We start from the raw sequence: 17592 nt of genomic DNA, 5'->3' as shown, positions 1-17592 counted from the left end.
GCGGCCCGGACGGCTGTCGCTCACCCGGTAGCACCGCCGGCACCGCACTAACGTCGGAGGCATGACCGTCCCCGAACTGCTCGCCGGCCGCTACGAGTTGCGCGGCATCCTGGGCTGCGGCGGGATGGGCGAGATCAGAGACGGATGGGACACCCGGCTTCGGCGACCCGTCGCGGTGAAGGTGCTGCGCAGCGAGTTCGGCCGGCCCGACGTGCGCCGACGCTTCGAGGCCGAGGCACGGGCGGCGGCAACGCTCACCGATCCGCGCATCGTCGCGGTACACGACAGCGGTGAGGACGCCGGCGTGCCCTACATCGTGATGGAACGCTTGCCGGGCAACACCCTCGCCGACGAGATCGCTCTCGGCCCGATGCCACAGGACCGAGTGCGGACCATCCTGAGCGACGTGGCAGCCGCCGTCGCCGCAGCGCACGAGGCCGGGATCCTCCACCGTGACATCAAGCCGGCCAATATCCTCTTCACCGAGGCCGGAGCGGTGAAGGTGACCGATTTCGGCATCGCCAAGAGCGCCGGCGAGGACTACACCCGCACCGGCGAACTCGTCGGAACCGTCGCCTACCTGAGTCCCGATCGGCTCGCCGGCGCACCGGCGAGCCCGCACGACGATCTGTATGCCGTCGGGGCCGTGGGGTACGAGGCGCTGACTGGGCGCAAGCCCTACGACTACGACAACCTGCTGGCGCTGGCGCGCGCGATCACCCAAGGGCCGCCGCCCCCGCTGGCCGCGGTGCGACCGGATGCCGACCCCGGACTCGTGGCCGTGATCGAGCGGGCGATGGCACGCGATCCCGGACAACGCTTCACCAGTGCCCGGGACATGCTCGCCGCACTGCTCGACCGCCGTCCCGGCGATCCGGTGACCGAGGTGATCCACGCGCCGACCTCGGCTTTCCCCGTTGCCGGTCCGCCCTCGCCTGTCACGACTCGTGCGATGCTCGACACGGTCCCCACTCCCGACTCCGGTCGCCGCCGGATCCTGCTCACTCTCGGTGTCGTGGCCGTCGCTGTCGCCGCTCTGCTCCTGCTGGCCTGGGGCCGGGGCAGTGATACACCGTCGATCGCCACGCCGGGGACGAGCAGCGTTCCCGTCACCTCCCCGATGCCGGTCGGCGACCCCAGTTCACCTGTCACCACCGATGCGAACCCGGCCCCCGCCTTCACCACCGTCCCCGCGCCGGCTCCGCTCGTGCCGTCGGTCGCGCCGAAGTCCGGCAGCGGGAGCAGCAACGAGGATCCAGGTAACAGCAACGGCAACCCGGGTCGCAACAACGGCAACGGCGGTGGCGGCAACGGCAACGGCAACGGCAACGGCAACGGCAACAACGGTAGGTGAGGGGCGAGCCGGAATACCGGTCGGTGCCGCATCACCTGTCTTCGACTTCGGACCCCAGGAACGCCTCGGGCGCTCCCACCCCGAGGTGGGAGCGCCCGAGGCGTGATGGATCAGAGCAGAATGCCGAGACCGGCGAGCAGAGTGAACAGCGTTGCAGCGAGGGAACCGAGAACCATTCCTACCTCCAATGTGTCGTGTGACGATCCTTCGTCTCCGCGGGGGACGGAGACGAACGACGCCCAGTGCCGCAGGGTGCACGACGAGGGCGTCACCAAGATCATCGAGCGGTACATGGTAGGTGTTACCCACAGTTCCACGGTTGCACCCTGTGAGGTGCCTCACTGACGTCCGTCGCGCAGGTAGCCGACGGCCTCAGTGCCGACGACAGGCCGCCGGGCCTGACTATGCCGCGGGCAAGTCACTTAGGATGGTCGTATGGATGCGGCCCGGTTGGACGGTTTTCTCGCCGATCGCGATGCCTGGCAGACCACCCAGTGCTCGATCGCCAAGGCGATGGACATGGTGGGAACCCGCTCGGCGATGCTGATCCTGCGCGAGGCCTACTACGGCACCAGGCGGTTCGACGACTTCACCCGCCGCGTCGGGATCACCGAGGCTGTCGCGGCAGCCCGGCTGCGCGAACTGACCGCCGAGGGCCTGTTCGAGCGTCGGCCTTACAAGGAACCCGGGCAGCGGACGCGGTACGAGTACGTCCTCACCGAGAAGGGCCGCGACCTGCTCCCCGTGGTTCTCGCACTGAAGCAGTGGGGTGACAAGTACCTCCAGGGCGAGCGCGGCGCTCCTCTCGGCCTCACCGACGACACGACCGGCGATCCCGTGCGCGTCGAGGTCCGCAGCTCCGAACGCGAGGTCCCCCTCGAGGAACTGCGCGTGACGCCGAACTTCACCGAGGAGCAGGCCCGGCGCGCGATGCGCAACGCCTCCGCAAACCGGTGATCCACCGTCGGGCGCTCTGAGAGAATCGGTCGACACGTCGTCACGAGCTCCGGGGGTGATCACCGTGACGGAGATGCCGGAATCCGGTGCCGGACCCGATCTGACCCGGGTGCCGACCGACGCCCTGCTCGCGGAGATCCGCCGCCGGATCGAGTCGTCGCCCGCCGTCCCTGCGACAGCGGTGCCCGATCGAACCGAGGACGCCCCTCCCCCGAACACGCCGTTGCAGGTGTTCGAGGTCGCCGCGGACGAGAGCGACGAGACCGGGTTGCGCGCCTCACCGATCCACCCGGACAGCGAGACCTGAGCGGATCCGCGCGCCCCGCAGTCGGATGCGGATGCGATTGCTGTCGCGTCCGACCGGGAACGGCGCGGATGCCCCGGCGCCGCTGGTGGAGCCCCCTGTCAGGATTGAACTGACGACCGCTCGCTTACAAGGCGAGTGCTCTACCACTGAGCTAAGGAGGCAGTCGAGCGCGCCAATCATACCGAGACACCGGGCCGGGCATGCCACCCCCCGGTTCGTTACGGTGGATTGGTGGCCGGGACGGCCGACATCGACGACGACAGAGTTGGGAGCGCACAGCGGTGGGAACGATGGCAACCGCCTTCGGAAAGCTTGTCCTCGACCGCCGGGCGACTCTGGACACCATCACCGAGGCGCCGGCGCCGCTGCAGCCGATCGACCTGACCGACGACGCGACGGTCGCCGAGGCGCTCGACGTCGCCGTCCGCGTCGGCGAGGTGATGCTGGCCGCGGGCACCGGTGCGATCGACACCTCCGAGCAGGTGCGTTTCGTCGCCGCGACGTACGGCCTGGCCCAGTGCGACGTCGACGTGACCTACAACTCGATCGTCCTCTCGGCGTACCGGGGGCCGACGATGCCGCCGGCGAGCACGATGCGCGTCGTGCAGTACCGGTCGATGGACTTCACGCGGCTGGCCGCGGTGGACCGGTTGACCCGGCGCATCCGGCGGGAGGCGATCTCGCCGGCGCAGGCCCGCGAGGATCTGCTGGCGATCACGACGGCGCCGCACCCGTATCACCGCTGGATGGCGACATTCGCGTGGGCGGCGATGGCCGCGTCGATCTCGGTGCTGCTCGGTGGTGGCGTGCTCGTGGCGGCGATGGCGTTCGCATCGACAGCGGTCATCGACCGGACGAACCGTGTGCTCAACGGCATGGGCCTGCCGTTCTTCTTCCAGCACGTCGTGGGCGGCATCATCGCCGCGACGCCCGCGATCCTGTTGTTCAACCTGCGCGAACCGTTGGGTGTCGACGTGCCGCCGGGCCTGATCATCGCGGCCGGCGTGACGGTGCTGCTGTCGGGCTTGTCGCTGGTCGGTTCGGTGCAGGACGCGATCACCGGAGCGCCGATCACCGCGTCGGCGCGGTTCTTCGAACTGGTGATGATGACGGGCGGGATCATCGCCGGCGTGGCGACGGCGCTGAAGGTGATGGAGGCGCTGGGCGCGGAGTTACCGGTGATCAGCAACGATGCGCTGCCCACGGCGACCGCTCTGCCGGTGAAGGTTCTCGCCGGTGCGGCGTCGGCGCTGTTCTATGCGCTGGCGTGCTACGCCGAGCGGCGGGCGCTGACGGCTGCCGCGCTCGGCGGTGCGGCAGGCAGCCTCGTGTTCCTGATGTCGATGGAGTTCGCGGTGGGCCCGATCATCTCGTCGGCGACGGCCGCGACGGTGGTCGGTTTCGCCGGTGGCCTGATGGCGCGACGGGCGCTGACCCCACCGTTGGTGGTGGCGGTCGCCGGTATCACCCCGCTGCTGCCGGGCCTGTCGCTGTACCGGGGCCTGTATGCGGTGATCGGCAGCGAACTGCTGCTCGGACTGACCGCGCTGTTCTCGGCGTTCGGCATCGGGTGTGCGCTGGCGGCGGGGGTGACGCTCGGCGAATGGCTGGCCCGCACGGTCCGGCATCCGCGCAGCGTGCTGCGGGCGGGATCGCTGCGCCGGCCGCAGTTGCGGCGCGTCCGGCTGGTCCGTCCGTACCGGGCGTCGAAACGCCACGAGAGTCACCCCGCGGGTGGCGCACCCGCGGCGTGACTCTCGTCCACGCGTTACCTCGGACGGTCAGGCGCCGGCGTTGCGCGCCTTCTCGTCGGCTTCCATGGCGTCACGCAGGCTCTTCGGCCGCATGTCGGTCCAGTTCTTCTCCACGTACTCGACGCACGCTGCACGCGACTCCTCCCCGAACACCACGCGCCACCCCTGCGGCACCTCGGAGAAAGTCGGCCACAGCGAGTACTGCTCCTCGTCGTTCATGAGGACGTAGAAGCGGCCGTCTTCGTCGTCAAAAGGATTCGTGCTCATCTCGCCTCACTTGTCGCATAGGTGTGCTGCTCCCGTACCCTAGCAAGGTCCGGGGCCCGGTCATGACCCGCTGGTAGTTTTCCGTCGCGCTGCTCGAGGACGGATCCGAGGATCTCCCCGGACCGGATCGCCACGTTCGACAGCAGCGAGGCCGTCAGCCCGTGGGTCTTCTCGGTGCCGCCCTGGAGATAGATCCCCGCCCGGACGTCGCCCGCGGTGGGCAGGCGGTAGTCCCGGTCGACCGTGCGCAGCGGCGACGACTCGGGAGCGAGAGCGCCGAGCAGCGGTGGCAGCGGGGCGGCGTCGAATCCGGTGGCGAGGACCACGGCGTCGCACGTCAGGGTGTCGGTGAGCCCGTCGAGTGTGCTGCGCACGTCCACCTCGATTCCGGTGGCCGTCTCGGTGACGGCGCCGACCTCGGACGCGCGCCGCATGAACAGCCGAGGCCGGCCGCCGACGCGCTCGCGGTACTCGGCCGCGTACAGCGCCGCGATGAGGTCGGGGTCGACGACGGAGTAGTTGGTGCTGCGGTGCAGGGCCAGCAGTCGCTCCCGCTCCGCCTCGGGTGCGGCGTGCAGTTCGTCGACCGTGGCCGGATCGAAGATGCGGTTGGCGAACGGGCTGTCGTCGGCGGGGCTGTAGCCGAAGCGGGCGAACACGTTGTGCACCTCGGCCTGCGGATAGTGGTCGTGCAGGTACTGCACCACCTCGGCAGCGCTCTGGCCGGCACCGACGACGACGAACCGCTGGTGCACGGGCGCGGGCATCTCAGCCAGATGGAACAGGAACCGGTGGTTGTGGAAGCACCGCACGCTCTCGGTGGCCCACGGGGGGATGCGGGGCCGCAACCCCACCCCGACGACGATGTTGCGGGCGTGTACGACGGTGCCGTCGGCGGCGTGGACGGCGAGGCGGTCGGCGATGCCCGCCGGGTCGCGTACGGCCTCGACGGCGACGACCTCGGTGCCGTACCGCACGTCGGCGTCGACGCGGGCGGCCGCCCACTGCAGGTAGTCCTGGAACTCGTGCCGGGTGGGGAAGAACGTCTGGTGGTTGACGAAGTCGACGAGCCGGCCCCGGTCGTGCAGGTAGGCGAAGAAGGTGTAGGGGCTCGTCGGGTTGCGGAAGGTGACCAGGTCCTTCGGGAAGGCGATCTGCATGGTCGAGCCCTCGAGGAGCATTCCGGGATGCCAGGAGAACGCGGGCTGCCGGTCGAAGAACCGGGCCCGCACGGGGTCGTGCGGGGCTTCGGCATTGTGCTCTTCGACGGCGATCGCCAATGCGAGATTGGCGGGTCCGAATCCGATCCCGACGAGGTCGAGGAGTTCCGGTGGTTCGCCGTCCGGCGACGGCGAGTCACCGCTGTCGTTGCAGGAGCGGTCGGTCATGGTCGCTCTTCCGTGCTCGGGGGCCGCAGCCGCGGATGGATCGATCACACAAGAAGATAGCTCAGGCTACCCTTGGTTTGGTTAGCCTACCAATCATTGCAGCCGGTTGGGGTGCGTCACCCGCCGGCCCGGAACCCCGCTCCCTAGTGACTCCCCTCCGCCCGCGCAAACAGATCGCCTTTGCGGATCTTGCCGGTGGCCGTCATGGGCATCGCCTCGACGAGTTCGACGATCGGCACCTTGTAACCCGCCATGTTCTCGCGCGCCCACGCCGTGAGTTCGCCGGCCGTGACGGTCGCGCCGGGGACCGGCTGGACGAACGCGAACGCGACCTGCCCTCTGTCCGGATCGGACCTGGGGACCACCGCGACCGTCGCGACCCCCGGGTGCATGCGCAGCAGCGCCTCGACCTCGGCAGGGAAGACGCTCATCCCGTTGGTCTTGATCATCTCCTTGTTGCGGGCGAGATAGTGCAGCGCACCGCGCTCGTCGAACCGGCCGACGTCGCCGGTGCGCAGCCAGTCGCCCTGGAACGCGTCCGCGGTGGCCTCGGCGTTGCGGTAGTACCCGGTGGTCACCGAGGGGCTGCGCACGACGATCTGCCCGGTCTCACCGAGCGGCACCGGGGCACCCGCCTCGTCGACGATCAGGATGTCGGTGCCCGGCACGGGCAGGCCACAGAACACCGGCTCGCTCGCGAGGTCGAAGTCGCCGTCCTGGAAACCGAGAGTGAAGGTGTCGGCGGTGTTCGTCTCGGTCATGCCGTAGCTCGCCTCCCGCAGGGTGTGGCCGGTCGCGTCGCGCCACCGCCGGCGAATCGCCGGGTCGAGCTTCAGCACGAACGACACCGCCATGGCGTTGTCGAGCGTGGCGGCGCGGTTCCCGTCGAAGCCGGGCGCGTCCATGAGTTCGACATAGTTGTCGACGGTGCCGACCGTGCTGGTGACGCCGTGCCGCTCGACGAGAGCCAGCGCGGCGTCCGCGTCCCATCGGGTCATCAGCACCACGGAGCCGCCGTTGACGAGAGGGTTGAGGATGCCGAAGACCTCACCGGCGATCCAGAACATGGGCAGGTAGTTGAGCACCACGGTGGTCTCCCCCACCCGCCGGCCGCCGCCGACGGTGGCCGCAGCCGCGGTGTAGACCATGTGCCACTGGGTGTGCTCGCAGCCCTTCGGCATGCCGGTGGTGCCGCCGGTGTAGTTCAGCGCGGCGAGCGCGTCCGGGTCCGTCGCGACGGCGGGTGCGCGGGGACTGTCGAGGATGCTCGCCCAGTCGCCGGCGGCGGGATCGGTGACCGGGAAGGGTGGCGGCACCTCCCCCGGCCTCGTACCGGTGAGCATGTCGCCGAGGGCAGTGACGGCGACGTGGCGCACCGGCGTGCGCGGTCGGACCACCTCCACCAGCGGGAGCAGTTCGGGCTGCGTGAGCAGGATCGTGACGCCGGCGTCGGCGAGCTCGTGGGCGAGTTCGTGTTCGCGCAGCATCGGGTTCACGGGTACGTGGACGGCGCCGATCTTGAGGATGCCGAGCATCGCGACGTGGAACTGCGGACAGTTGCCGAGGTGGACACCGACCCGGTCGCCGGCCCGGGCGCCTCGGGCGAGCAGCCAGCCGGCGAACCGGTCGGAGAGGTCGTCGTACTCGGCGTAACCGACCGTGCGACCGTAGAACTCGATCGCGGGGGCATGCGGGCGCACGTGCGCCCAGTGCCGCAGGTAGTCCACGAGCGCGCGCTCGTCGATCGGGTACTCCACCGTCTGCGGCACCTCCGGCGGCCAGTGCGCTTCCTGCACCCGCCGGATCCCGGTGAGCGCGGCCTCGAGGGCGTCGGAGTCGGTGGGGACCGTGTCGAACTCGCGTGTCATCTGATGTGCGGCGCGGATACTGCCTCGTTCACGAGGGAGAGGAAGCGCCGTCCTCCTTTCGGGGGGAGTGGTGGGGTCGGGCACACCTGTCGGTGGGGTCGGTTAGCGTGCCGGGCATGGGGATCGAGGTGGTGCGCTACAACTACCGGTTGCGGCCGGGCACCACCGCCGAACATGCACTGATGCAGGAGTGGCATCGCTGCCGGTTCCTGTGGAACGAGGCGGTGCACCAACACAAGGCCGGTCGCCGGCCGACGTTCGGGAAGCTGGCCAAGCAGTTGACCGAGGCGCGGGCCCGCTCGTCGTGGTTGCGGGACGGCTCCCAGGTCGCCCAGCAGCAGATGCTGCGCACCTACGCGCAGGCGCTCGACGCGTCGTTCACGGCCGAGGGCCGGGGCCGGCCGCGGTTCAAGGCGCGGAGGAAGACCCTGCCGTCGCTCGAGTACACCCGCCGCGGGTTCCGGCTCCGCGACGGCCGGTTGGTGCTGCCCAAAGGTGTGAGTATCCCGGTGGTGGTCGCGGGCGTTGCCGTCGGAGCCGTCGAGTGTGCGCATCACCCGCGATTGCCTGGGGCACTGGTATGCCTCGTTCGTGGTGACCCGCGAGGCCGAGCCGATCCCGGCCGCCGACCCGGGCAGCGCGGTCGGGATCGACTGGGGCGTGGCCCGCACCGCGACGGCCACCGAGGAGCGGTTCGATCTGCCGCAGCACGGGCACCGGAAACGGTGTGCGGCGGAGGTGGCGAGAGCGCAGCGGACGATGGCCCGGCGCCGCCGAGGCACGGGACACCCACCCTCGAGGGGCTATCGCCGGGCCCGTACCCGGGCCGCGAAGGTGCAGAAGAAGGCGGCCCGACAGAACCGGCACGACGGCCGGATCTGGGCCAGGGCCGTGGTCGAGGCGCATCATCTGGTCGCGGTGGAGGATTTCCGACCCCGGTTCCTGTCGAGGTCGACGATGGCGCGCACGGCCGCCGATGCCGCGATCGCGACGGTGAAACGGGAGTTGCTCGAGCAGGGCAGGCGGGCCGGCCGGAAGGTGGTGTCGGTGCGGCCCGCGTACACGACCATGACGTGTTCGAGGTGTTTCGCGAGAGCCAAGCAACGCCTCGGACTCGAGGAACGTATCTTCCGGTGCTGGGCGTGCGGGCATACCGCGTGCCGGGACCGGAACGCTGCCAGAGTGATTCTGGCTGTGGCGGAGCGTGGCCACACCGGTGTCGACGACGTGAGTCAAGCGGATCACCTCCCTCCGGGTGGTGGTGCGGTTGCGGTCTGAGCCGGGAATCTCCTGCCTTCAGGAAGGAGAGGCGTTAAGTCGACCTTCCGTTCTCGGGGCATCCGGCGGCGACGGGGTGATCCCGGTCACCCACCGTGTATAGTTGAATCCGGCGTCGAATTCAACTGACCGGGACGACCGCCGCACATCCGAATCACCGCACCGCAGCAGGGCTTTTCTGCAATCGAAAGGAAGACGTATGGCGTCCGTGAACAGGCAGGTCCGACTGGCACGACGACCGGTCGGCCGCCCCGACGACTCCACATGGGAGGTCACCAGCGCCCCGGTCCCGCAGCCGGCCGACGGCGAGTTCACCGTCCGCGTCGAGTACGTCTCCCTCGACCCCGCCATGCGCGGATGGCTGAACGACGTCCGGTCGTACGTCCCGCCGGTCGGGATCGGTGAGGTCATGCGCGCCCACGCCGTCGGGCGGGTACACGAATCCCGCCACGACGGCTACAAGGAAGGACAGCTCGTCTCCGGGCACTTCGGCGTGTGCGACTACGCCGTCTCCGACGGCAGCGGCGTCGTCGCGGTCGACGAGTCCCTCGCGCCGCCGCCGGTGTGGCTGGGTGCACTCGGATTCCCCGGCATGACGGCATATTTCGGGCTCGTCGACGTGGGGCGGATGAAGCCCGGCGACACCGTGCTCGTGTCGGGCGCCGCCGGGGCCGTCGGCAGCATCGCCGGGCAGATCGCGAAACTGAGCGGATGCCGCGTCATCGGCATCGCCGGCGGACCCGAGAAGTGCGCGTGGCTCACCGACGAGCTGGGATTCGACGCCGCCATCGACTACAAGGCCGGATCCGTGGGCCGGGCGCTGCACGCCGCCGCACCGGACGGGATCGACATCTACTTCGACAACGTCGGCGGGGAGACGCTCGACTCGGCGCTGGCCGTGCTGCGCAAGCACGCGCGAGTCGTGTTGTGCGGGGCCATCTCCGGCTACAACGCGACCGACCCGCAGCCGGGCCCGTCCCGCTACCTGTCCCTGCTCGTGAACCGGGCATCCATGACCGGGTTCATCGTCTTCGACTACCTCGACCGCTTCCCCGAGGGCATGGCTGCCGTGTCGGAATGGATCCGCCGCGGCGAACTGGTGACCCGTGAACAGGTCGAGACCGGCGGCGTCGAGGCATTCGGACGCACACTCAACATGCTGTTCGACGGTGCCAACACCGGCAAACTCGTCCTGAAGACCACGGCCGACTCCTGAGAACCCCGCGCCCGGCCGGGTCGCCCCGCGGCGCGGCCGGGCGCGATCAGTTCTCGAACCGATACACCGCGTACGCGGTGCGGATGACCGGCTGTGCGACGTTGCGGACCCGCACACCGCCCGGGGTCGTGCCGCGCTCGCACCCCGCGTGTGCGTGCCCGTGCACCGCGAGATCGAGGTGGAACTCGTCGATCGGCTCGCCCAGCAGATACGACCCGAGGAACGGATAGATCTCGGCGGGCTCGCCGCGCAGGGTGTCGCTGATCGGCGAATAGTGCAGCAGCGCCACGCGGACGTCGGCACCGTCGAGCTCGGCGACGGCGCCACGGAACCTGTCGGCCAGTTCCACGGTGTGCCCGGCGAACTGCTTCATCTCCGGCTCACCGAACGCGCTCGCGCACTTGCCCGCGAAACCCCCGCCGAACCCCTTGGTTCCCGCCACGCCGAGCCGGGCCCCGTCGACGTCGAGGACGACCGACTCCCCCTCGAGCACGACGATGCCCCGGTCGCGGAGCAGCTCGGTGATCTCGTCCTCGGCGTCGCTGTGGTAGTCGTGGTTGCCGAGCACACCGACGACGGGCACCGCAAGATCGCCGAACTCGTCGGCGACGACGCGCGCCTCGTCGACGGTGCCGTGCCGAGTGAGGTCGCCGGCGAGCAGCAGCACATCGGCGTGCTCGTGCAGGTGTTCGAGAGCGGGCCGCAGATGCCCGCGGGCGTCCTCGGCCAGGTGTACGTCTCCGACGGCAGCAATCCTCATCGCAGTTCCTCCACCGAAGTTCCGGGGTCGCGCGAGTCGACCACGTGCACGTCGTTGTGGACGGTGACGCCCGGCAACTGTTCCTGCACCACCACGGTCAGCGCGTCACGACGCGCGGCGCTGGCGACCTCGCCGGTCAGGTAGACGTCGGTGCCGCGGATCGTGACACGCACGCCCTGTTCGGCGGTGCGGGGGTCCTCGGCCAGGGCGCGGTGCAGGTGCGCCACCACGTACTGCGGGTGCTCCGGGTGTTCGTGACTCATCGTCGGGCCTCCGGGTCGGGTTCGATGATGCCCAGATCGGCGAGCAGGCCGAGGAAGGCGCGGGCGTACGGCGACGCGGCCGTCGCGGTGGCCACCTGCCCCCAGTCCACCTGCTCGCGCAGGGCGCGGGCGATACGCAGCAACGGCGCGAAGTCGCAGCGGTGGGCGTCGAGCACGTTGAGCTTGTCGCTCATCAGGTCGGTGCCGCTGATCACCGGCGCCGCGGTCGGACCGATGCGCATCCACTGTGCGCGGGCGAGCATCGAATCGTCGACGTCCCGGTCGTTGGGCCGGAAGATCAGGTCCACGAGGTGATCACCCTCGTAGACCTTGCTCAGCCAGTTCTCGGGCGGGTCGACGGGACGCATGCCGGCGGCGACGAGCGCCTCCCGCGCGGCGTCCACATCGTGCGGGCGGACGAACAGGTCCACGTCGTGGTCGGACGCCGGGCCACCACGGGCGTACACCGCGCAGCCGCCGCCGACGGCGAACCGCACCCCGGCCTCACCGAGGGTGTTCACCGCCTTTGTCAGCACCTGCAGCAGCTGCCTCTCCTTGACCGACTCGTCCGACGAGCCCGCAGCGCCGGACGGCGCGGCATCGAGACCGTGAGGATGTGCGTTGGTCATGGGTGGCGGGTACCCGCGCGCCCGGGGCTCACACCTGGCCGGGCACCTGCCCCGTCACGAAGCCGAATCGCTCGGCGAGCTCGGAGCGGGTGCGGTCGGCGTCGGTGTGCAGCACACCGGCGATGCCGATCCGCGCCGCTCCGTCGAGGTTCTGCTGCAGGTCGTCGATCATGACGGCCTGTTCGGGGGCGACCCCCAGGCGCTCGCACGCGAGGGCGTAGATCCGGCGTGACGGCTTACGGATGCCGACCTCGGCGGAGATCACCACCTCGTCCGCGAGTGCGGTCAGCTCGAAGCCCGCGTAGCAGTCCCGTCCGAAGGCGTTGGACACCAGCGCCACCGGCACGCCGGCGGCCCGCAGATCGTCGAGGAGGGCCACCGTCCGGTCGTCGCGCCGCAGCCCGGCCTGCATCCGGGCGGCGAGTCCTTCCGCGGTCACGGCAGCTCCGTGGGCGCGGAGCCGTCCGGCGAAGCCCTGCTCGAACTCCTCCGCGTCGATGCGCCCCGACTCGTGGTCGGCGAGCAGCCGTCGCGAGTCCGGGTCGCCGCCGAGCAGCCGCAGCGGCAGTCCCGGATCGCCGAGTGCCGCGCCGAACTGCTCGAACGCGGCGAACACGCTCGTGGTGAGCACGCCACCGAAGTCGACGAGGACGGCCGAGCGCTCGGGCGCGGCGCGGTTCATCGATCCCGCCCTTCGGAGCGTCCGGCACCGACGGCCGCGGCGCGCTCGGTGTGGAACCGCACCATGCCTTCCTGCGCGACGGCGGCGACCAGTCGTCCGGTCGTGTCGAAGATCTGTCCCTGGATCAGGGCGCGTCCCGAATCGGACGACGGCGACACCTGATCGAACAGCAGCCATTCGTCCACCCGGAACGGCCGCAGGAACCACACCGCGTGGTCGAGCGACGCCCCCTGGATCGGCCTTTCGGGATGCGGCAGGACGGCGATGTCGAGCAGCGCCATGTCGCTGCAGTAGGTCAGGGCACAGGCGTGCAGGACCGGGTCGTCGGGCAGCGGGGTGCGGTGCCGGATCCACAGCCGCCGGCGCGCCGGCGCGTCGGGTGTGGCCTCGTCCGCCGGGAGCCAGCGCCGTTCCCAGTCGTCCCACTCCGGGAAGTCGTACCACGCGGCCCACGGGCGCCCGTTCTCCGTGACCTCCTCCGGTCCGGTCGTGGGCGGCATGGCCGTCTGGTGGGCGTGCCCGTCGTCACCGCGGTGGAACGAGGCGGTCAGGGTGAACACGGTCTCGCCGTCCTGGACCGCGGTGACGTAGCGGGTGCGGAAGCTGCCGCCGTCCCGCACGGCGTCCACGTGATAGTCGGCGGGCTCGAGCGGCCGGCCAGGGCGCAGGAAGTGGCCGTGCACCGAGTGCACGCCGAACTCCTGCGGCACGGTCCGTGCCGCCGCGGCGAGCGCCTGCCCCGCGACCTGACCGCCGAAGGTGCGCTCCATCTCGGTCGGCACCGGGGCGGCGCGGAACGTCGCCGGGGCGATCTCGCGCAGGCGCAGGATCTCGTCGATGCTCGGCACGTGTCTCCTCCTCGGGTCAGGACGATGCGACCCTGCGCATCTCGCGGCGCAGGATCTTCCCGCTGGTGGTCTTGGGCAGCTCGTCGAGGATCTCGACCGACCGGGGTGCCTTGTAGGCGGCCAGCCGCTCGCGGCACCAGGTCACCAGTTCGTCCGGGTCGACCTGCTGGTCCGGGCGCAGGCTCACGAACGCGGCGACCGACTCGCCGCGGTAGGAGTCGGGCACGCCGACGACCGCGGCCTCCCGGACCGCCGGATGCCGGTAGAGCACGTCCTCGACCTCGCGGGGCCAGACCTTGAACCCGGAGGCGTTGATCATGTCCTTCTTGCGGTCGACGACGTACACCCAGCCCTGTGCGTCCATGAAGCCGACGTCACCGGTCAGCAACCGTCCGCCCGGAATGGACTGGGCAGTGGCCTCGGGCAGATTCCAGTAGGCGGGGACGACCATCGGCCCCTCGACGGCGATCTCCCCGACCTCGCCCGGTCCGAGGTCCTTGCCGTCCTCGTCGACGATGCGCACCGTCGCGGTGGGCAGCGGCAGACCGATGGACAGTGTGCCCGAGTCCGGATCCACCGGCGCCTCACGACCGGAAGGCACGACGACGCAGGGCGCACTGGTCTCCGTCAGGCCGTACCCGTTGCGGATGTAGAGGCCGGTCCGCTCGCGGAAGCGTTCGACGATGGCCGGCGGCAGCGGCGCGCCACCGGAATTGAGAGTCAGCAGCGACTCGAACGCGTCCGACGAGAACGACGGATGTGCCAGCAGCGCCATGAACGCGGTCGACGGGCCGACCATGAACGCGGGCCGCTCCCGCTTCAGGACGTCGAGCACCACCCCGGCGTCGAAGCGGTAGGCCAGGACCAGCGGACCGGCCAGATCCACCGCCGTGAGCAGCTGCACGACCATCCCGGTGATGTGGAACAGCGGCGCGAGCGCGAAGATCGGCGAACCCGCCGGGATTTCGTCGTACAGGCGCAGCAGTACGCAGTTGACGGTGAGGTTCGCGTGGGTGTTGGTGGCACCCTTGGGCAGTCCGCTCGTCCCGGACGTGTAGGAGACGAGCGCGATGTCGTCGGGGACCAGGCCAGGGTCGGGGACGGGGCGGCCGGCCCACTCGCGGGCGACCTCGAGCAGATCGGGGACACCCGGGGTCCGGCGGCGCTCGACACCGGCGAAGAGCCGCTCGTCGTTCGAGGTCTGCAGGTCCAGCTCGCTCGCCGTCAACGCGATCGTCACGCCCGCCCCGGCGGACCGCTCCGCCACCCGGTCCGCCCACGCCTGTTCACCGCACACGACGGCGACGACGCCTGCGTCGGTGAGGATGTGGTCGAGCTCGTCCTTGTACATCGGGTTCAGCGGCACCACCGCGCCGCCGGCCTTCCACGCACCGAACAGCGCGAGGACGAACTGTGGCACGTTCTGCAGGTACACGGCGAGCCGGTCACCCTTGCGGAATCCCTGCGCGAGCAGGTACGCCGCCACCCCGTCGCTGAGCTCGTCGACCTCCCGATACGTCAGCGCCGCACCGAGATACGTGATCGCCGGCCCGTCCGGCGCCGTGGCGACGGCGTCCGCGAACACCTCGAGGGTGGTCCGCCGCGGGACGGGCCCGGCCTCGGCTACGCGGGGATCGTACTGCGCCATCCAGGGCCTGTCGTCGTACCAGCTCATCGTCGCGACACCTGTCCTCTCGTGTGTGGTTGCAGCGCAGTCGAGTTCATGCGACCGGCAGGTCGACGAGCTCGGCCAGGCGGGCGCGGTGCCGGGACGGGACGCCGAGCGCGAGCTGATCGGCCTTGGCCCGCTTGAGGTAGAGGTGCGCCGGGTACTCCCAGGTCATTCCGATGCCGCCGTGCAACTGGATGCACTCCTCGGCGGCGTGCACCGCGACGTCGCTGCAGTACGACTGGGCGACGGCGGTCGCGATCGCGGTGTCGTCGTCGCCGCGCGCGTACGCGTCGGCCGCGTACCGGGCGGCCGACTGCGCGGCGCCCACCTCGAGCCACAGGTCGGCGAGCCGGTGCTTGATCGCCTGGTACGAGCCGACGGCGCGACCGAACTGGCGGCGCTCCTTGACGTAGGCGACGGTCGTCTCGAGGCACCACTGGGCCACCCCGAGTTGCTCGGAGGCGAGCAGCACCGCCCCGCACCGGAGCGCCTCGGCCACCGCCGCTGCCGCGTCGCCGTCGTCGACGCGGGTGGAGGCTGCCCCGGTGAACTCGATGTCGGCGATCGGCCGGGTCATGTCCAGTGACAGCACGGGGGTCACGGTGACGCCGGCGGCGTCCGACCGGACGGTGTGCAGTTCGAGGCCGTCAGCGCCCGCGACGGGGACGACGAGCACGTCGGCCTCGTGTGCTCCGGCAACGCTGGTGACCCGGCCGGTCAGGCCGTCGCCGGTGCGACGCACCCCGGTGATCGCGGCGTCCGGCCCCGTCGACAGCGGGACCGCGAGGGCGCCGGTGACGGCACCGGTCGCCAGGTCCGGCACAGTCCCGGTGTCGCCGGCACGCAGCAGCGCGACGGTGGCGAGCACCGCGCTCGACAGGTACGGCACCGGGGCGGCGGCCCGGCCGATCTCCTCCATGACGACCGCGGCCTCGCGGGTGCTCGCGCCGCCGCCGCCGAGAGATTCGGGGACCAGCAGTCCGGCCAGTCCGAGTTCGACGGCCACGGTCTTCCACACGCCCGAGAAGTCAGCGGGCGCGGCGTCGTACGCGGTCGTCACGACGGACGCAGGGCAGCGTTCGGTGAGCATGCGACGGACGCTGTCGCGCAGGGCGTCCTCGGTGTCGGAGTACAGCAGGTCGGTCATCGCGCCAGGTCCTTCCACGGAATGTCCTTGTCCACACGGTGTTCCGGCGGTAGTCCGAGCACCCGCTCGGCGACGACGTTGCGCAGGATCTCCGACGTGCCGCCCTCGATCGAGTTGCCTTTGGCGCGCAGGTACCGGTATCCGGGTTCGCGGCCGGTGAAGTCCACCGATTCAGGCCGGCGCAGGGTCCAGTCGTCGTAGCGCAGGCCCTGCTCGCCGTGCAGTTCCACCTCGAAGCCCGAGATCGTCTGGGCGAGGCGGGCGAATGCGAGTTTCATACCGGAGCCTTCCGGGCCGGGCTGACCCGCGGCGAGCTGCTGGCGCAGGCGTTCGCCGGTCAGCCGGATCACCTCGGCCTCGACCCACAGCCGCATCAGCTCGTCGTGCCGCGCCGGGTCGCGCACCTCGGGGCGCTCGCGCCAGGCCTCGGTGACCTTGCCGATCATGCCGCCCTCGCGGGGCGCACCGGAGCCGATCGCGACGCGTTCGTTGTTGAGGGTGGTGGTGGCGACGCGCCAGCCTTGCCCTTCGTCACCGAGCCGATCGGCGTCGGGTACCCGCACTCCGGTGAGGAACACCTCGTTGAACTCGGCCTCACCGGTGATCTGCCGCAGCGGCCGCACGTCGACGCCGGGATCGCTCATGTCGAGCAGGAAGTACGTCAGCCCTGCGTGTTTGGGCACGGACGGATCGGTGCGGGCCACCAGGATCGCCATCTGCGCGTTCTGTGCGCCGGAGGTCCACACCTTCTGGCCGTCGACGATCCAGTCGTCACCGTCGCGGACGGCGCGGGTCGCGACGGCGGCCAGGTCGGAGCCGGCGCCGGGCTCGCTGAACAACTGGCAGTAGATGTGCTGTCCGGTGTAGATCGGGCGCAGGAACCGGCTCTTCTGCTCCTCGGTGCCGAAGGCGGCGATGGTGGGGGCGGCCATGCCCAGGCCGATGCCGTTGCGGCCGGCGGCAGGCCGGGGCGCGCCGGCGGCGGCCAGTTCGGCCTCGACCTGCGCCTGGTGGCTCTGCGGCAGGCCGAGCCCGCCGTGGCCCGGCGGGAAGTGCACCCAGGCGAGGCCGGCGTCGAATCGTGCGCCGAGGAAGTCCTCGGGCCGGGTTGTGCTCGGATCATGTTCGGACAGAAGCGTCTTCACACGCGCGGAGAGGTCGCGTGCGGTCGTCTGCTCGTCGGGGGACATCGTCGTCTCCTG

General features: G+C 70.6%; 17 protein-coding genes, 1 tRNA gene and 1 pseudogene. 6 read left to right on the top strand and 13 right to left on the bottom strand.

The window, feature by feature from the left end; all coding sequences use genetic code 11:
* Positions 1 to 61: 61 nt before the first annotated feature.
* Positions 62 to 1354 (top strand): protein kinase domain-containing protein, encoded by a 1293-nt coding sequence (locus ACM26Y_RS04285; protein WP_416062735.1) that lies wholly within the window; start codon positions 62 to 64, stop codon positions 1352 to 1354.
* 110 nt (positions 1355 to 1464) lie between these two features.
* Here the strand turns inward: ACM26Y_RS04285 and ACM26Y_RS04280 are convergent, their stop codons facing one another.
* Positions 1465 to 1635 (bottom strand): hypothetical protein, encoded by a 171-nt coding sequence (locus tag ACM26Y_RS04280; protein WP_416062734.1) that lies wholly within the window; start codon positions 1633 to 1635, stop codon positions 1465 to 1467.
* A gap of 154 nt (positions 1636 to 1789) precedes the next feature.
* Between ACM26Y_RS04280 and ACM26Y_RS04275 the strand changes: the two genes are divergently transcribed.
* Both ACM26Y_RS04275 and ACM26Y_RS04270 read left to right on the top strand, forming a co-directional pair.
* Complete coding sequence (locus ACM26Y_RS04275; RefSeq protein ID WP_416062733.1) at positions 1790 to 2311, top strand: winged helix-turn-helix transcriptional regulator; 522 nt, start codon at positions 1790 to 1792, stop codon at positions 2309 to 2311.
* A 73-nt stretch (positions 2312 to 2384) separates the two neighbouring features.
* Positions 2385 to 2618, top strand: coding sequence for a hypothetical protein (locus tag ACM26Y_RS04270; protein ID WP_238586371.1), 234 nt, complete (start codon positions 2385 to 2387; stop codon positions 2616 to 2618).
* 86 nt (positions 2619 to 2704) lie between these two features.
* Here ACM26Y_RS04270 and ACM26Y_RS04265 read toward each other — a convergent pair.
* A tRNA-Thr gene (locus ACM26Y_RS04265) sits at positions 2705 to 2779 on the bottom strand.
* A 120-nt stretch (positions 2780 to 2899) separates the two neighbouring features.
* Between ACM26Y_RS04265 and ACM26Y_RS04260 the strand changes: the two genes are divergently transcribed.
* A complete protein-coding gene (locus ACM26Y_RS04260; RefSeq protein WP_416062732.1) occupies positions 2900 to 4372 on the top strand; it encodes a threonine/serine ThrE exporter family protein in 1473 nt (490 codons plus the stop codon).
* Positions 4373 to 4399: 27 nt separating this feature from the next.
* Here ACM26Y_RS04260 and ACM26Y_RS04255 read toward each other — a convergent pair whose 3' ends face one another.
* The 3 genes from ACM26Y_RS04255 to ACM26Y_RS04245 form a co-directional block, all read right to left on the bottom strand.
* Entirely contained in the window at positions 4400 to 4639 is a 240-nt protein-coding gene (locus ACM26Y_RS04255; RefSeq protein WP_003936798.1) for an MbtH family protein, read from the bottom strand.
* Positions 4636 to 6027, bottom strand: coding sequence for a lysine N(6)-hydroxylase/L-ornithine N(5)-oxygenase family protein (locus tag ACM26Y_RS04250; protein ID WP_416062731.1), 1392 nt, complete (start codon positions 6025 to 6027; stop codon positions 4636 to 4638). Before ACM26Y_RS04250 ends, ACM26Y_RS04255 begins: the two co-directional genes overlap by 4 nt.
* A 143-nt stretch (positions 6028 to 6170) precedes the next feature.
* A complete protein-coding gene (locus ACM26Y_RS04245) occupies positions 6171 to 7895 on the bottom strand; it encodes an AMP-binding protein (protein ID WP_416062730.1) in 1725 nt (574 codons plus the stop codon).
* A 116-nt stretch (positions 7896 to 8011) separates the two neighbouring features.
* Here ACM26Y_RS04245 and ACM26Y_RS04240 point away from each other — a divergent pair.
* Both ACM26Y_RS04240 and ACM26Y_RS04235 read left to right on the top strand, forming a co-directional pair.
* Positions 8012 to 9173: pseudogene (locus ACM26Y_RS04240) on the top strand (RNA-guided endonuclease InsQ/TnpB family protein).
* 199 nt (positions 9174 to 9372) lie between these two features.
* A complete protein-coding gene (locus tag ACM26Y_RS04235; RefSeq protein WP_017682257.1) occupies positions 9373 to 10389 on the top strand; it encodes an NADP-dependent oxidoreductase in 1017 nt (338 codons plus the stop codon).
* A 46-nt stretch (positions 10390 to 10435) separates the two neighbouring features.
* Here the strand turns inward: ACM26Y_RS04235 and ACM26Y_RS04230 are convergent, their stop codons facing one another.
* The 8 genes from ACM26Y_RS04230 to ACM26Y_RS04195 are packed head-to-tail and all read right to left on the bottom strand — an operon-like array spanning position 10436 to position 17580.
* A complete protein-coding gene (locus ACM26Y_RS04230) occupies positions 10436 to 11149 on the bottom strand; it encodes a metallophosphoesterase family protein (protein ID WP_048773319.1) in 714 nt (237 codons plus the stop codon).
* Positions 11146 to 11412: a BON domain-containing protein gene (locus ACM26Y_RS04225; protein ID WP_029539982.1), complete on the bottom strand. Its 267-nt coding sequence runs from the start codon at positions 11410 to 11412 to the stop codon at positions 11146 to 11148. Before ACM26Y_RS04225 ends, ACM26Y_RS04230 begins: the two co-directional genes overlap by 4 nt.
* The gene (locus ACM26Y_RS04220) at positions 11409 to 12041 is read right to left on the bottom strand and encodes a nucleotidyltransferase (RefSeq protein ID WP_029539981.1); all 633 of its coding nucleotides are present in this window, start codon (positions 12039 to 12041) and stop codon (positions 11409 to 11411) included. The genes ACM26Y_RS04225 and ACM26Y_RS04220 overlap by 4 nt, the downstream gene beginning before the upstream one ends.
* A gap of 28 nt (positions 12042 to 12069) precedes the next feature.
* Complete coding sequence (locus ACM26Y_RS04215; RefSeq protein ID WP_048773323.1) at positions 12070 to 12723, bottom strand: HAD family hydrolase; 654 nt, start codon at positions 12721 to 12723, stop codon at positions 12070 to 12072.
* Positions 12720 to 13571 (bottom strand): acyl-CoA thioesterase, encoded by an 852-nt coding sequence (locus tag ACM26Y_RS04210; protein WP_017682262.1) that lies wholly within the window; start codon positions 13569 to 13571, stop codon positions 12720 to 12722. The genes ACM26Y_RS04215 and ACM26Y_RS04210 overlap by 4 nt, the downstream gene beginning before the upstream one ends.
* 16 nt (positions 13572 to 13587) lie before the next feature.
* On the bottom strand, positions 13588 to 15246 hold the full coding sequence (locus tag ACM26Y_RS04205; RefSeq protein ID WP_416062729.1) for an AMP-binding protein: 1659 nt from the start codon (positions 15244 to 15246) through the stop codon (positions 13588 to 13590).
* A 46-nt stretch (positions 15247 to 15292) separates the two neighbouring features.
* The gene (locus ACM26Y_RS04200; RefSeq protein WP_416062728.1) at positions 15293 to 16390 is read right to left on the bottom strand and encodes an acyl-CoA dehydrogenase family protein; all 1098 of its coding nucleotides are present in this window, start codon (positions 16388 to 16390) and stop codon (positions 15293 to 15295) included.
* Positions 16387 to 17580: an acyl-CoA dehydrogenase family protein gene (locus ACM26Y_RS04195; protein WP_416062727.1), complete on the bottom strand. Its 1194-nt coding sequence runs from the start codon at positions 17578 to 17580 to the stop codon at positions 16387 to 16389. The genes ACM26Y_RS04200 and ACM26Y_RS04195 overlap by 4 nt, the downstream gene beginning before the upstream one ends.
* Between the last annotated feature and the right edge of the window lie 12 nt (positions 17581 to 17592).

It is taken from the genome of Rhodococcus indonesiensis (assembly GCF_047782815.1).
GTDB classification, from domain to species: domain Bacteria; phylum Actinomycetota; class Actinomycetes; order Mycobacteriales; family Mycobacteriaceae; genus Rhodococcus; species Rhodococcus indonesiensis.
This window is presented reverse-complemented; position numbering and strand designations above follow the sequence as displayed.

Bases quoted from the DNA above. Each gene is read 5' to 3' on its own strand.
- ACM26Y_RS04285 (WP_416062735.1), top strand. From the start codon at position 62: ATGACCGTCCCCGAACTGCTCGCCGGCCGCTACGAGTTGCGCGGCATC.
- ACM26Y_RS04280 (WP_416062734.1), bottom strand. From the start codon at position 1,635: ATGATCTTGGTGACGCCCTCGTCGTGCACCCTGCGGCACTGGGCGTCG.
- ACM26Y_RS04275 (WP_416062733.1), top strand. From the start codon at position 1,790: ATGGATGCGGCCCGGTTGGACGGTTTTCTCGCCGATCGCGATGCCTGG.
- ACM26Y_RS04270 (WP_238586371.1), top strand. From the start codon at position 2,385: ATGCCGGAATCCGGTGCCGGACCCGATCTGACCCGGGTGCCGACCGAC.
- ACM26Y_RS04255 (WP_003936798.1), bottom strand. From the start codon at position 4,639: ATGAGCACGAATCCTTTTGACGACGAAGACGGCCGCTTCTACGTCCTC.
- ACM26Y_RS04250 (WP_416062731.1), bottom strand. From the start codon at position 6,027: ATGACCGACCGCTCCTGCAACGACAGCGGTGACTCGCCGTCGCCGGAC.
- ACM26Y_RS04245 (WP_416062730.1), bottom strand. From the start codon at position 7,895: ATGACACGCGAGTTCGACACGGTCCCCACCGACTCCGACGCCCTCGAG.
- ACM26Y_RS04235 (WP_017682257.1), top strand. From the start codon at position 9,373: ATGGCGTCCGTGAACAGGCAGGTCCGACTGGCACGACGACCGGTCGGC.
- ACM26Y_RS04230 (WP_048773319.1), bottom strand. From the start codon at position 11,149: ATGAGGATTGCTGCCGTCGGAGACGTACACCTGGCCGAGGACGCCCGC.
- ACM26Y_RS04225 (WP_029539982.1), bottom strand. From the start codon at position 11,412: ATGAGTCACGAACACCCGGAGCACCCGCAGTACGTGGTGGCGCACCTG.
- ACM26Y_RS04220 (WP_029539981.1), bottom strand. From the start codon at position 12,041: ATGACCAACGCACATCCTCACGGTCTCGATGCCGCGCCGTCCGGCGCT.
- ACM26Y_RS04215 (WP_048773323.1), bottom strand. From the start codon at position 12,723: ATGAACCGCGCCGCGCCCGAGCGCTCGGCCGTCCTCGTCGACTTCGGT.
- ACM26Y_RS04205 (WP_416062729.1), bottom strand. From the start codon at position 15,246: ATGAGCTGGTACGACGACAGGCCCTGGATGGCGCAGTACGATCCCCGC.
- ACM26Y_RS04200 (WP_416062728.1), bottom strand. From the start codon at position 16,390: ATGACCGACCTGCTGTACTCCGACACCGAGGACGCCCTGCGCGACAGC.
- ACM26Y_RS04195 (WP_416062727.1), bottom strand. From the start codon at position 17,580: ATGTCCCCCGACGAGCAGACGACCGCACGCGACCTCTCCGCGCGTGTG.